General features: G+C 55.0%; 15 protein-coding genes and 1 tRNA gene. 4 read left to right on the top strand and 12 right to left on the bottom strand.

The annotated features are described in order from the left end of the window. Window positions 1–7 precede the first annotated feature (7 nt). The 3 genes from KBY02_RS22010 to KBY02_RS22000 form a co-directional block, all read right to left on the bottom strand. Entirely contained in the window at window positions 8–745 is a 738-nt protein-coding gene (locus tag KBY02_RS22010; RefSeq protein WP_225650750.1) for a hypothetical protein, read from the bottom strand. Window positions 746–889: 144 nt separating this feature from the next. Further along, entirely contained in the window at window positions 890–1,975 is a 1,086-nt protein-coding gene (locus KBY02_RS22005) for a type I restriction endonuclease (protein WP_005746663.1), read from the bottom strand. Between the two features lie 553 nt (window positions 1,976–2,528). Continuing rightward, window positions 2,529–2,951 (bottom strand): DUF1493 family protein, encoded by a 423-nt coding sequence (locus KBY02_RS22000; protein WP_024640494.1) that lies wholly within the window; start codon window positions 2,949–2,951, stop codon window positions 2,529–2,531. 187 nt (window positions 2,952–3,138) lie between these two features. Between KBY02_RS22000 and KBY02_RS21995 the strand changes: the two genes are divergently transcribed. Next, the gene (locus tag KBY02_RS21995; protein ID WP_225650749.1) at window positions 3,139–3,480 is read left to right on the top strand and encodes a DUF5713 family protein; all 342 of its coding nucleotides are present in this window, start codon (window positions 3,139–3,141) and stop codon (window positions 3,478–3,480) included. A 100-nt stretch (window positions 3,481–3,580) separates the two neighbouring features. Then, window positions 3,581–4,225: a histidine phosphatase family protein gene (locus KBY02_RS21990; RefSeq protein ID WP_225650748.1), complete on the top strand. Its 645-nt coding sequence runs from the start codon at window positions 3,581–3,583 to the stop codon at window positions 4,223–4,225. A 92-nt stretch (window positions 4,226–4,317) separates the two neighbouring features. Here KBY02_RS21990 and KBY02_RS21985 read toward each other — a convergent pair whose 3' ends face one another. The 6 genes from KBY02_RS21985 to KBY02_RS21960 form a co-directional block, all read right to left on the bottom strand. Next, window positions 4,318–4,683, bottom strand: a complete 366-nt coding sequence (locus KBY02_RS21985) for an addiction module antidote protein (protein ID WP_054091733.1) — start codon at window positions 4,681–4,683, stop codon at window positions 4,318–4,320. Then, a complete protein-coding gene (locus tag KBY02_RS21980) occupies window positions 4,659–4,982 on the bottom strand; it encodes a type II toxin-antitoxin system RelE/ParE family toxin (RefSeq protein ID WP_054091734.1) in 324 nt (107 codons plus the stop codon). Before KBY02_RS21980 ends, KBY02_RS21985 begins: the two co-directional genes overlap by 25 nt. A gap of 328 nt (window positions 4,983–5,310) precedes the next feature. Continuing rightward, entirely contained in the window at window positions 5,311–6,039 is a 729-nt protein-coding gene (locus tag KBY02_RS21975; protein WP_024642620.1) for a hypothetical protein, read from the bottom strand. A 9-nt stretch (window positions 6,040–6,048) separates the two neighbouring features. After that, window positions 6,049–7,080 (bottom strand): DUF5118 domain-containing protein, encoded by a 1,032-nt coding sequence (locus KBY02_RS21970; RefSeq protein WP_318654158.1) that lies wholly within the window; start codon window positions 7,078–7,080, stop codon window positions 6,049–6,051. Between the two features lie 531 nt (window positions 7,081–7,611). Continuing rightward, window positions 7,612–7,827: a hypothetical protein gene (locus tag KBY02_RS21965; RefSeq protein ID WP_110392922.1), complete on the bottom strand. Its 216-nt coding sequence runs from the start codon at window positions 7,825–7,827 to the stop codon at window positions 7,612–7,614. A 131-nt stretch (window positions 7,828–7,958) separates the two neighbouring features. Further along, window positions 7,959–8,034 (bottom strand) — tRNA-Thr (locus tag KBY02_RS21960). A gap of 758 nt (window positions 8,035–8,792) precedes the next feature. Here KBY02_RS21960 and KBY02_RS21950 point away from each other — a divergent pair. Beyond that, window positions 8,793–9,809 (top strand): J domain-containing protein, encoded by a 1,017-nt coding sequence (locus KBY02_RS21950; protein ID WP_103360137.1) that lies wholly within the window; start codon window positions 8,793–8,795, stop codon window positions 9,807–9,809. A 442-nt stretch (window positions 9,810–10,251) separates the two neighbouring features. Next, window positions 10,252–10,578, top strand: coding sequence for a DUF6124 family protein (locus KBY02_RS21945; RefSeq protein ID WP_032655863.1), 327 nt, complete (start codon window positions 10,252–10,254; stop codon window positions 10,576–10,578). A 295-nt stretch (window positions 10,579–10,873) separates the two neighbouring features. On the opposite strand, the gene KBY02_RS21940 is transcribed toward KBY02_RS21945, so the two are convergent. From KBY02_RS21940 to KBY02_RS21930, 3 genes are read right to left on the bottom strand one after another with little or no spacing between them, the layout of a single operon-like run. Beyond that, a complete protein-coding gene (locus KBY02_RS21940; RefSeq protein ID WP_225650746.1) occupies window positions 10,874–12,145 on the bottom strand; it encodes a methyltransferase in 1,272 nt (423 codons plus the stop codon). A 1-nt stretch (window position 12,146) separates the two neighbouring features. After that, window positions 12,147–12,836 carry an ABC transporter permease gene (locus tag KBY02_RS21935; protein ID WP_003318320.1) on the bottom strand — a complete coding sequence of 230 codons (690 nt, stop codon included), beginning with the start codon at window positions 12,834–12,836 and terminating at the stop codon, window positions 12,147–12,149. Next, window positions 12,833–13,528 carry an ABC transporter permease gene (locus KBY02_RS21930; protein ID WP_003342249.1) on the bottom strand — a complete coding sequence of 232 codons (696 nt, stop codon included), beginning with the start codon at window positions 13,526–13,528 and terminating at the stop codon, window positions 12,833–12,835. The genes KBY02_RS21935 and KBY02_RS21930 overlap by 4 nt, the downstream gene beginning before the upstream one ends. Between the last annotated feature and the right edge of the window lie 45 nt (window positions 13,529–13,573).

Below are 13,573 nucleotides of genomic sequence, written 5' to 3'. Positions count from 1 at the left end.
ATTGGGATCAACCCATCGAGGCAGCTTTCTCCGCCGCACGTGCAGCGAGCATCGCCGCCTCCGATTCCTGGGTGTGCAGCTCACCTTTGTAGGCCAGTTGATTGAAGAACATGCCGTCGATCTGATCTTTCGATGGCGTCGACGTCTTGGGAATAAACAGCGCGCCCAGGTCCAGAGAATTGGCGAAGTTCTCCTTGTTCAGGTTGTAGCGACCCAGATAACTGCCGCTCCAGGGCGAATCGGCGTCGACCAGATCAATGGCCGTGTCCCGATACGTGGCCGCTGCGGCTTTCAGCCCACTGGACGCATTCAACAATGTATTGAGTTGCTTGGTATCCGCCTCGCTCAACTCACCAGAACTGTTGATCGCCTTCAGATTACCGTCCGCCTCGATCGTGAAGCCGAACTTCTTGCTGGCCAGATCCGGATACACCGACGCCAGCGTCGACGTGAACGCTTCATAAGACGTCTTCAGCGCCTCCGTAGAGTTACTGTGCTGCGCCGCCATCTTTGGGAAGTCAGGCGACTGCGAGCGACCTATCCAGGTATCAACCGCTTCCATCGGCTCAGTGGTCGCAGGCACTTCGGTACTCGGGTGATAAACGACAGCGGGTGTACTGGCAGCAGCGTTCTTAAACGCTTCTTTCTGCGCATCGGTGAGCGGCTTTGGAGTGAGCGTGATGCCGGAATTGGGCAGGGTGATGGTGGGAGACGTGTTGTTGCCGGGGGTGAGTGAGATAACCATTTCATCGATCCATGATTGCGGGGTTGTATGGAGGGTATCGACGGAGGTGGGGTGAGCTTGAGGGAGTTGGGGGGACGGAAAATATTCCGGCGTACTTGCAAGGCGCGCCTTGCCGCGCGCGCCCTTAATGGTATTAATGCTTCTTCAGGACTCTGCGTAGCTCAATACGGTGTCCTTGAGGGCATCGGCAAAACCGTAAATATCATCCAGGGAAGCAATCGGATGGCGGGTTTCGCCCTTGTCCTTTTCGAAAATACCGATGTATTTCTGAGCACGATTGAAATGTAGGCGGGTGATGGGTTTACGGTTGTTGTCATCCAGAAGAATGCCGAAATAGCTCTGTGTATCACGATGAGCAATACGTTTCGCTTCAACCACAGTGCGGATGATCGACTTGACGATATGGAAGCCCTCCATTTCTTCCACCGTCGTCACGATCCGGTCGTCTAACGGCTCTTCCTTTTCAGGCTGAGTGTTATTTTCGATGATGGTTTCGGCCACCGTGGGCGCCTGAACTCCGCTCATTGCCAGCTTCAACCGGTCGTTGACCTGATCGTTCAGAAATTGTGAGGTGGCCTTTTTGGTCAGAATCGTGAACTGCTCACGTACCTTCTGAGTAATAGCGCCCTCATAAATGCGTGACGCGAAGTACCGGACAAAATCGTCGTCTGGCTGACTGAACTGTGCCGCAATCACACGCTTGATCTGACCGACGTACTTCAACTCGCCAGCGGCATTTAGAATTGACTCAACGTCGAAGGACGACTTGGTCAGCTTCTGCAATTCCGGAATGGCATGGTCATCAATCGCCAGCAGGTCCAGTTCAAGAAATGGTTTTTCATCCATCTTGTTAGGCGCGTCCAGGTCTGTAAAAAACTTGTAGACCCGGCCATTGGTGAGAATCGAAATCCTTGCAGTGGTCACATGGAAGTAACGGAACAGCTGGCTGGCATGATTGATGTTCAGCGGCTCGCCGATTTTCTTGGTCTCGATGAGAATCTGAATATTGCCCTCTTTAACGATGGCATAGTCGATCTTCTCGCCTTTCTTGGTGCCCACATCGCACGTGTACTCCGGCACAACCTCAGAAGGATCGAATACATCGTAGCCCAGCACGGTATGGATAAACGGCATGACCAGAGCCGTTTTGGTAGCCTCTTCGGTTCGGATGGACGCGGCTTGCTGGCGGACTTTTGCTGAAAGGGAATTGAGTGCTTCAAGAAAATCCATTTTTATTGCTCCGTGCCGGGCTCATGAGCCCTCAGTCCTATCGATAATCGATAGAGGCGCAACGCTACTACGATGGGCTGGGGAATAGCTATAGGATTTTGAGGCGTGAGCGGAGATATCTGAGGAAATCGGAAACGTCTTACGCGTAGCGGGGCATAGCGGGGAGAGCGGTCTGTTTTGGTTCGTGCGTAATGAAGATCTACATGTGCGTTGCTAAATCTGATGCGAAAAAAGGGCCTGTATTGCTGAAAGCACTTACTTTGTATGGTGCCAGCCCCATTAGTCGAGCTTCTCGAATTGGTCCAGTTGTTGGTGCTGCTATTGGTCGACACCTGCTTTCATACCCAATGCCACAGCTGCCTTATGAGCTCTGCCTCGGGAGCTTGGTAGGGCGCGGCCTGCTCAAGGCCACGCGCACAGGAAACCTCCGTCACGCTGAAAGGAGGTTTGAATTATGTGGATTGCTGCAACCTGAGGTCATCACCGAGCGCATCCACTTTTCGTAAAGCGCTTGGGGTATGACATGCATACCAAGTGGATCACACAGGCAAGATCAACGGCTCTTTATCTTGTAGCCATCAATCGGAATATCTTCTGTGCGCTCATACAGGGGAGCATCGCTGAATGTGGCTTGTTCAAATGCTTGCGTATCCCAACGTCTCGCTTTCAAGGCTAAATACAACATGCCCACCCTCAACGGAATGTTGCCGCGTCTGTCTTTGGCGCGCCTGAAGGAAAAGAAGTTGAAACCTTCTTCCAAAAAGTACCGATAAGGGTCGTAATCGTTAAGATCGATAGAGAAACGTTCGAAGAACTCGACCATCAGATCATTTGCGTCGTCGCCATCGACGCCCATATCCCTTGCGACATCGGTCGCCAAGCTGAAGCTTTCAAACGCCTTTCTTCCAAAGCCCGCGGTATCGTTGATGCAGACGACGATGCTATCCATTAATTTGTAATCAAGGGGTTCGTTCATGACTAGAAAACCTGATCTTCGGTGCTCACAATGGAGCCATCAGTTACAACTGTCTTGCAGGCTATAGGCCCTGGCTCCGCCGCCGTATACGCCCAGCCTGCAGAATGGGCAATAATCTTGTAATGCATCCGATTGCCACCTCAATTGGAGTCACTGAGCGCCCACTGTACATCGACGAGGGATACCCATGCAGTTGACCAATGAAACCATGGCCAAACACACCTTCCTGAAAGGCATGTATCAGGACGATTATTTCCCTGATGCCGTTGTGAAAATGTGCGAAGACGTGCTGGTCAACCTGTGTCGCGAAATCGAGCAACAAAAGCCTTCCGACCTGGACGCGCTGTATGCCCTGACTCACAAAGCGACAGAGCAAATCAACGAGCTGGAGGAGGTGTTCGAAGAGAACGGCAGTGAGATCGAAACCGTCGCCCGCGAAACCATTGCTGAGGATTTCGTACGCATAGCAGACGCTTATGGCTTCACCGACGCGGACATTGAGGAGCTGATTGCGCCGCGCGACTGGTAATCAACCGGTTGTATGCCCCCCTGATGCTGACGGGTTTTGCCAGAAGGGGGCGTACGCTTGAATGCGCTCAGCCTCTGCCTCTTACGCGAGTCTCTGATTAATGAAGCAGGTCAGACTAATTCGTCACGGACAAAGCGCTGCCAACGCAGGCGAAGCCAGTGTGGATCACGCGACTATTACTCTCACGTTGAAGGGAGTAGAACAAGCACAGCTAGTGGCCCGATCATTCACACATGCGCCGGATTTGATTGTCGCCTCGCCGTTTTCCCGAGCGCAGGCAACCGCCACGGCGACCGCAGCTACTTTCCCTGCCACCCCGCTTGAAACCTGGCCCATTCAAGAGTTTACCTACCTCGAACCCGCGCGATGTGCCAACACGACCGTTGCTCAGCGGCGGGATTGGGTTGAAGCCTATTGGTCCAGGTCAGAACCGGCGTTTACGGATGGAGCAGGCGCCGAATCTTTTTCAGGATTTATAGCAAGAGCGCAGGCCTTCCTGGCTCGACTTGCGGAGCATCCTGCCCAGCGCATTGCGGTGTTTTCGCATGGGCAATTCATCAATGCCGTCGCCTGGCTGATCGAGCACAAGCCGCAGGACATTTGTGGGCAAGCGATGTCGGACTGGCGGGAGTATGAAATCAAGAACCATGTAGCTAACGGTGGTGGCTACATACTGTTCAGGCATGTGGACGCTGACGACTGGCGAATATGCTCACAACCCTCACAAAACGCTGAGAGCAGATAAAGCCAAACAGCTTCACTTCCGGATGGCGCTCTGACGACTACAAAAAACTGCTCGTTGTCGTGAAAGCGGCGCCATCTCGGGGTGAGGAATCGTCACTGGTCGGGGCTCTGGCTGCCCACGTCAGCTCTGTGCGAAACAACCTTTGACATTCCCACACCCAATGCCTGGAGCACCTTGAGGATGGTGGAAAGCTTCGGGTCGCCGCCAGCAGCAATAGACCTGTAAAGGTTAGGTCTGGCCAAGCCCGTGTTCTTCGACAGATTACCCATGCCACCTCTCGCCTCGATCAGTCGACGGATGGCCGTAAGGAAAACGTCTTCACCTCCATCTTCGTCGATTTCTTCCAGCGCAACAGACAGGTATTCGATGGCAAACGCTTCGTCTTCACGGAGCATTTCCAGAACGCTTTCATCATGGGAGCGCGTACGAGTCGTCATTTCTTTTTCACCTTGTGACATTTCCATAGAGCCTTGGCTTGGTCTATGTCGTTTTGCTGCTTGTCCTTTGAGCCGCCACCCAAGAGAAAAAGTATTTTTTGGCCCTGAATCGCGTAATACACACGAAATCCAGGCCCAAAATCCAGCTTCATCTCAAAGACCCCGTCACCCACCGGCTCGGTTACGCCGAAGTGGCCAAGCGCCGCTCGGTCGATCCGGGTAGTGATTCTTGCTTTGGATCGCGTGTCTCGAATGGTGTCGAGCCAACCCTGATAGATATCCACTCCATTGGCAGACAGTACGTGTTCCACTTCATACATGAAGAATGTACCTTAAAAGAGACAGATGGGTGATTGAATATTCTTATCGATAGTATGACTATTGATCGGAAATGAGCGACGCTGGGATTCAGATTAGGGGAATTACAGAAATTGGTGTTTGAGAGGGGCTGGTATAAAGCGGCGAAATGTTGCGGGGGAGGAGCTGGAAGTTTGCTGAGCGCTGACGTAAGCGTTAAATGCTCTGCATATTTTCGCTATTGAAGTTGAGGGAAAAAGGGTCTGCATCGCTGCGGACCCTTCTTTCATATTTAGTGCGGCGTTAGGAGTCGAACCATTCATATCGCCTAGAAAAATAAGGACATTCAAATCATGTATCCGAAGATTTACCCCGCGCGGTTACCCACTTGAGCAATCTGCCCAGCCACCAGCGGTTGCGAGCCTCTCGAATTTCATCGATTTGCATGAACGTGTATGGAGAGGGCATGGCTTTTTCTTTTATGCGTAGGGCGCGTAGGCCTCTAATAACGTGGCGTGCGTAGAATAACAACGTCAAGCTACATGCGATAAGGCCGAACGTTGCAACTAGCCCAGAGGTGAGCGCCCCCATCACTTTAGTAAACATGCTGGCCGCCAAGGTTGTTATACCGGCCACCAGAATTGGATTATATACAGTCGAACGACGTTGCGTCGTCTGTGGGCGTGTTTGAACTTTTATTCCGTCATATTCAAAAGGATGAAAAGAAGATTTAGTACTGGCCAGGAAAAGATACATCAAAGCAGATAGAACTAATGGTAACAAGCCTATCATAGCCGTAAGGATGCTTTCTCTACCCCAAAATTTTGCCGCAGCGAAATAAGCAGCGCTACTGGCGAGCAGAGAGAAGGAACCAGCTGCTGACATAATCAGCGAGGTCATGTAAGTAGTGTAGCGCTCGCACATATATATTAAGTACAACGTCCATGCAAACGCTAAGAATGAAGTAATAAAAAATAAATGCCAAAAGTAAGGCAGGTTAGAAGGGGCCAGAGCTAAAAAAAGGATCAGTGTCCCTAGCAATATCCAGCTTCCACGCTTTAGCTTATCTGCGTCAATCATAGTAGGCCATCATATTTGTAGTGCTTTTCCAATTTTTTTATCCCAACCATTTTCAACAATTACCCACTGTACGCCTAGGCCTACAATAAAGCCAACGCCAATTACTACTGCAAGAGGCGCTGCAGGCAAAGATAGCGCGCCAGTTACAATGCCTACCGCTGAACCTCCACCAATACCTGCGACGGCTGAAATAACGTTAGTCGGTTGGCTATCCGCAGATTTATTATACAGCTCTTTCCAGGATTTAGAGTTTGATGCGTCGATCGCTAACTGAGGGCCAACTGCTATTGCCATGCCGACATAGGGGCCGCCTAGTCTTTTCAGTATTCCAGTGGCACCGTCAGCATGCAGTCGGGCACTTTGACTCAATGCGGTATTGGTATTAATTAGCGGTATGTGGGCAACCGATTGTCCAACTTTTCCCATTAATATATAATGCCGAGCTACAGCTGTTGTTGGTATTTCAAAAAATAACTTTCCCTCTTTTGAAATTATTCTAATTGTCCCTTTAAACGTTTTGCTCGCCGATCTGGCGCTTGCCGTACCCCTAGCGTCAGCCCATGAGTTGAGCTTCGCTTTTTGGGCCGCGGTCAAGTCTAAAAGGTCCATGACTTTTTTGGTCTGTGCCGCCGCCATGACTGCCCCTGCGGCGGTAGCAACGGTTCCTGTTAAGTTTCCTGGCGAAAACATCAAAGGACCGATTTCGGGAATATTTTCGGCAGCTTGTTGAAGAGATTTTAGAGCCTCTACCGAGATTTTTGCACCGGTCTCTAATCTCTGAAATATCTCACGAAGTAACAAGGCTCCTTTTTTTAATTCCTCCGCACTCAATTGTTCGTCAGGCGAGGACAGCTGATAAATAAGGTATAACGCAGCATTGTAATCGTCCGTTTCATAGGTGCCTGCGAAGTTAGAGAGAGGCATATAATAGCTGCTCGCAGTCCCTCCAGAGGCTGCCTGATAGCCTCCTCCCAGTAAGCCTGATTGCCTTTGAGTGCAGCTTAAACGTGCTGAAGTTGGCGGGGTTAAATACTTATTCACACAGATATTCCCTTGTCTGGCCATAATCTTGGCGATAACCGCTTTAAGCTGAAATTTTCTGCATAATCATGTGCGATTGATAGATGCTAGTGGTCACTGGCAACGCTTCTAGATCAACTATTGCAACTCTCAACCTGTAGTGCGCATTTTTCGTGGTCATGCAAATATCCTTTAACTCTTGCCGACGACTAGCGCCTGGGATCCTAACCTAGCTTATGCTCGTGTATTGAATTCATCCGGGTTAGTAAATGCACTGACCCTCACGTCCTTGGAGGTTTTCTCAAGCGCACATAGGGCTACAACAACTGAGCATCGCATCGTGTTTATCCTACTTGAAGAAAGACACCAATGGGAAGGAGGGATTGCGGCCTTCCAATTGGTGGGTGACATTGCTGCTGCATTTTGATGTGTCACCACCGATCAAGTCCCTGATGTCTATCAGGGTTGTCCACTAACGCCATTACCAGGAGCTTGGGCATCTCTTGATTTTGCACCCTTATCGCTTTACCGGCAGGTTGGCCGATACGAGAGCTACTGACCCAGAGAACTGCCCTGTTTCCTAGCCGTCAGTATGAAAGCTAGGGCTGCCGGGGTTGCTACCCACACCCCATACTCTTCCCAGCTCATGCCGAGATATTCGTGCAGTTCCATACCCGCACCTTCGCGTCCTTCGTGCCAGTCCTCCACGAACCGGTGAATATCTTCTTCCAGCACATCGCCCTTCAGGTAGAGCTCAAGAAATCTCATTTCAGCCTCCTGGCTCGACGTCGCAGATAGTGTCTCAATCTGGATTTTCCAGACCAAAACGAAAAAACCCGCCAAAAGGCGGGTTTTTCGGAGATTTCAAAGGCTGCAAAAACCACCTTTGAAACCTTGTATGGTGCCGGCACCAGGAGTCGAACCCGGGACCTACTGATTACAAGTCAGTTGCTCTACCAACTGAGCTATACCGGCGTAATGGGCTGCGAGTATATAGAGTCTGATGCGCTTGTAAAGCCTAGCTGTCTGATTCAGTTGAAAAAAATCGACCATTGGCGCTTCGGGTCGGATGTGGGCGGGTGGTGGTGCAGGACGTTTCTGTTGGTTTGGACGGATTGGTCTGTGTGGTAGGGCGGATGGCGTCGAATGCGGGCGTTGATCTTGCCTTTGGTGCGCACAGCTTGTGCCTGACAGAACGCTGGATTTTTAACCTGGTCGCGCAAACCAATACGTCCAGCGTTGATGGCGATTTGGCGTACGAACAGGCACCCATCCGACCCCGCCATTTTTGGGCAGTTGCGGGGCAGGAGGGCTTTGCATAGGCTTGTTCTCAACGGCCCAGGCTACTGAGTCAGCAGCACGGGTCGTTAGCTTTTCAGCCATGCAGATAAAGGACTATCTGATGAGTGATGCGATGGATCGTAACCGGGTTTGGGGTGTTGTTTGCCGCAGGCTGGTCATTCGCTGAAGAGTTGTTGAAGGATATTTGCAGATGCGCCTGGCCTGTTGGCTTTGCGCAGGGTGGGGCTGAGGATGGCTGTCTGAATCGCATGAATGTGCGTCTGGATGCCGACGAAGGCTTCATCGATGTATCAAGAAATGCCCGGATCCTCTGGATTCGGGCATTTTCTTGTGCGCTGGTTGCTGTTGCGTCGGATTTGCACTGGAGCTACCGGCTTTTTGGCCGATACAACTGTATCGAAAATGGCAGTCAGCCATGGACAGCAAGTGCAATGCAGAGAACGCCTACGCATTACGAGCTGCTGAGTGTTGCTCGCGATGCCTCTCCTGAGCAGATCAAGAAGGCTTATCGCAAGCTGGCGCAGAAGCTGCACCCGGACAGGAATCCAGATCCTTACGCCTCGGACATGATGGGCGTCGTCAACGCGTCTCACGATGTGCTGGCTGACCCTTCGCGGCGTGCGGCTTATGATGCGCAGCTCGCTGCCAATGAGCACAAGGCGCGTATCGATGCTGCGCGCCGCAAGCAGGCGCATGCAACGCGCGGGCAGGCGGTTCATGTGTATGCCGCCACGTCAGCAGCCGCGACCTCAGCGCCGTCTCAGGAGGCTCGTTCGGGGCCGGCGCCCAAGTCTTCTTCCTATGCTTCTGCATCCCCTTCCCGTGACAGGCGTCGTCGCAGTGCGTGGCGTTGGGCGCTGTTGTTTGTGGTGTTCTGCGCGGGTGGGGCGTGGATGGGTTACGAACCGGGTGCGGGCAAGTCGTTTGTGCCGTCCGAGCCTGCGCCGGTTGCGCAGACGTGGGTCAAGCCCGCGCCTGCCGCGCCGGTCGAGGAGCCTGTAGCGAGCCCGGCCAATCCGGTGGATGCGGCGGCGTCCGAGTGTGGCGTGCCGGCGCTTGATCCGATGGGCGCGCCGTGGCCGGACAAGGCGGGCTATGTGAAGGACATGCCGGTGCTCAAGGACAACGGTTGGTCGCAGATCACTGTGGATAACTCGGCGGGCGAGTCGGCGGTGTATGCCAAGGTTACGGATGCGGTGGGGCGCCGGGCGTTTCGGCATGCGTTTGTGCCAGCCGGGGCGGTGTTTGTGTTCGCCAAGATGGACCCGGGGCTGTACCTGCTCAAGTACAAGATGATGAGTACGGGCTGTGCCTTTGCGTCGGGGCGGATTTTGCTGGAGGAGACGCCGATGGGCAGTCAGATCAAGTCCAGTGCCTACAAGCTGACGTTGCGCAAGCTGCAGAACCGCAGTGTGCCGTTTGCGCGGTTGAAGGATGATCAGTTTTAGTAGTGAGTCATGACAGGAATGCGGCGCTGCGTATTCAGTCTTCGCGAACAAGTTCGCTCCTACGGCCTTCGGCCAGAATCAAAGCGTCGTACTGTGAACTCACCTTTTGCAACGCTTTCAGGCGCGTTTTTGCAGGCACCGTCTCTTTCTTTTGAAGGACATTTCCGAGAGAATCCCCGACCGCTTGCGCCTACCTGTATGGGCTTCTAATCTCCGTCCGTCGCTGCCTATCAGCGATCGGGTTTAGTCGCCCGGATTTGAGTTAAGGCGTATCGCGTCGCTGTTTTGGTCAGGTCTTCTTCCTGCACTCTATGGCGGCTGTGCGTGAGGGCACTTTCGGGTGCGCCGGTCTTAGCTCCCGGTCGACTAACCTTTCGCACAGCTGCCACCTCAATCGTTTAGTCGCGATCCAGTGGCAGTTCCATTGAGGAGAGAGCTAAGCATGGTCAAAGTAACCCCAGATCCGCCCAACAAACCGTCCAGCACCGCACCGGTCTTCGACAAGGCTGTGGTCAAGCGCGCCATGGAGTGTTACCTGCCAATCTCCCGACCGGCCAAGGAACCCCACGACAGCAAGTTCGACTTCATCAGCCTGGAAGCCACCTTGGTGCACGCGCTGGATTTCCTGCGCTGCGCATCGGCCACCGCTCACGAACTCGGCGATGAACTGACCGGTTCGCAGCGCGATCTGGCGTTCGCTTCCATGCACATGCTGGAAATGGCCAAGGTCATGGTCGAGCGCTCGCTGGAGTGTGTCGAAGAGGTCTGAAATCTTGCGCCCGACAGCTCGTGCACAGGCGTCTGCGTGTGCACGATTGAGCCGCGCAAAACGCTTGCGCCAGAGCCTTTACCAAATCTTTATGCACAATTTGCCGATAAAGATTTGCGCAGCCGGGTAATTATGTGCAGTCGGGTGCATTGAGCCGCAAGGCATTGTTTTTGCGGGTTACGGGAAGGATGGCGGAAAAAAATAAGGGGCTTCAGTAACTGGCGCGCCAAGCTTTAACGCACTCATCCACATTTTCATCAACAGACTTATCCACAGGTTGCTCAACCGATTTCAGTCACGATTTTCGGGCCAGAATCAGCAGGTTGCGCGGTGTAATCCGGCTGTCACAGAAAGTGCCAACGCTCACGCTGTAACCCTGCTCGCGCACGTACATCGCCCTGTCCAGCACCAGCCACATCTCCAGCGGGCGCCGAAACAGATCGCGGACCAGTTCCAGGTTGCGCACTTCGGCCAGTCTTTTCCAGCCAGCGGCTTCCAGCGCAGCCCAGTCCTGCTGGCCCGGTGCAGGCAGATGCTTGAGTTTTGCCAGATGGTTGCAGTAGTCCGCGTAGGACGCATCCAGCCAGGACGTCGGCAGCGAGGGTGTGGGCAAGTAGTCATCAATGCCGCGCAGGCGGCGCTGCAGCAGGTCGAAGCCCAGGCGGCGGGCCATCGAGATGTCGCGTTGACGACGTACGCGCGCGCCGGCTGTCACGGTTTCACTGAGCGGCAGGCCGAGCTCGTCTCGCGACAGCTTCAGGCCGGACGCCTTGCCCTCGCTGGACAGCGCCTGATAAAGGTCGTGCCGGGTACGGTTGTAGCAGCACGGCGCAATCGCCATACGCCGACAGCCCGTCTGGCTGGCCAGCTCCATCAACTGAATGTGCAGGTCGCCGCAGGCATGCAGCGCCACAGGTGTATGTTCGGGTTGCAGGTAGCGCCATGTGTCGTCGGCCATGACATCCTGCTGCACATGTCTGGCGTCGATGCCTTGCCGCGTGCTCAGGGCCAGGCCTGCTTCGATCAGCGCCGGATCCTTCTCCAGGCAGGTCAGACGCTGGCCGGGCCCGGTCAGGCGGCGCCCCAGGTGGCCTTTGCCAGCGCACCAGTCCAGCCAGTGAGTCGCGCTGTCACGCATGTCCAGATGGCTGGCGAAGGCTTCGATCTGCTGCCACTTGCGCCCCGGCACATCGACGCTCATGCGCGCCTCGACTGGCTGCAGGGCGTGCACGGGCAGTTCGGCGACGTGGCTCAGCGCGACCGCTTCGGCGGCCAGTTGCTTGAACGGGAAGGGCGCGTCGAGGTGTTCCGGGTGATTGTGCGCGGCCTCGGCCTGTTCCAGCGTGCGTTGCCGCAGCCAGAGCGCGAGGTCCGGGTATTTGTCTTCCCAAGGCAGGGAGAGGTGCGTGAACGGCTTGGGCCGCCACAAGGCCTGATGCGCGAACAGGAAGCTGTCCAGCGCACCTAAGTGGCTGCCGAGGTGTTCATCCTGCAAGCGAGGTTCAGAGGGCATGGTGGCGGACTCGTATGGCAAGGTGCTGACTGGATCGACGCCAGCACCTTTCATATCAGCGCCCTTGGCTTGCGTCTACACGCAATAGTTTTTCCAGCAGCCGGAAGCCCTGCACCAGCACGAAGGTCATGACCAGGTAGAACATGCCGGCGGCGAAGAAGATTTCCACCGGCAGGTAGGTGCGGGCGATGATCGTGCGTGCCATGCCGGTCAGTTCCAGCAGGGTGACGGTGCTGGCCAGCGCACTGGCCTTGAGCATCAGGATCACTTCATTGCTGTAGGCCGGCAGGCCGATGCGTGCCGCGCGTGGCAGGACGATATAGAAGAGCGCCTTCCATTTCGACATGCCCAGTGCCCGTGCCGCTTCGACTTCACCTGGCGGCACCGCCTGCATGGCGCCGCGCAGGATTTCGGCGATGTAGGCGGCGGTGTGCAGGGTCATGGTCACCACGGCACACCAGAACGGGTCGCGCAGGTACGGCCACAACGCACTCTGGCGCACCGATTCGAACTGCGCCAGCCCGTAATAGACCAGAAACAGTTGCACCAGCAGTGGTGTGCCGCGGAAGAAAAAGATGTAGGCGTAGGGCAGGGCACGCACCGGCCAGTGACGCGATGCGCGGGCGATGCCCATCGGGATGGCAAGGATCAGCCCGGCGATGACGGCAATCGCCACCAGTTCCAGGGTCAGGGTTGCGCCCTGTGCCAGGCGTGGCAGCCACTTGATGATGACTTCCCAGTTCATGACGCGCTCCTCAGAAAGCCGCGACTGGCGCGTTTTTCAAGGAAGTACATGCCGGCCATGGCCAGCACGGTCAGGCCCAGGTACATGAAGGCCGCGACCATGTAGAAGGTGAACGCTTGCTTGGTGAAGCCCACGGCGATCTGCGCGTGGCGCATGATTTCTTCCAGGCCGATCACCGAGACCAGCGCGGTGTCTTTCATCAGAATCATGAACAGGTTGCCCAGGCCGGGCAGGGCGATGCGCCACATCTGCGGCAGGACCAGTTTGAAAAGGATGCGCGAGCGTGACATGCCCAGCGCGAGCCCGGCTTCGCGGTGGCCTTTGGGGATGGCCAGAATCGCGCCGCGAAACACTTCGGTCGCGTAGGCACCGAAGCAAATGCCCAGGGCGATGACCCCGGCAGCAAAGGCGCTGAGGGCCAGGTCGGGAATGTCGAACAGTTTGCCCAGGGCGCGCATACCGTTGACGGTGCCGAAGTAAATCAGCAACACCCAAAGCAGTTCGGGAATGCCGCGTACCAGGGTCGAGTAGGTACTGCCCAGCCATTGCAGCGGCTTGTAGGGCGAGGTCTTGGCCAAGGCGCCGAGCAGTCCGAGCACCAGCCCCAGGCACAGGGCCGAGAGAGCAAGCTGGACCGTCATCAGCGCGCCAGCCGCAAGGGCCGGGCCGAATCCGTGGAGATCAATGTTCATGGGCAGGCTTTGTCAGGGCCGGTCGCCGCGCTTCGACAGCAAGCG

It is taken from the genome of Pseudomonas sp. P129 (genome assembly GCF_020312195.1).
Lineage (GTDB): Bacteria > Pseudomonadota > Gammaproteobacteria > Pseudomonadales > Pseudomonadaceae > Aquipseudomonas > Aquipseudomonas fragariae.
This window is presented reverse-complemented; position numbering and strand designations above follow the sequence as displayed.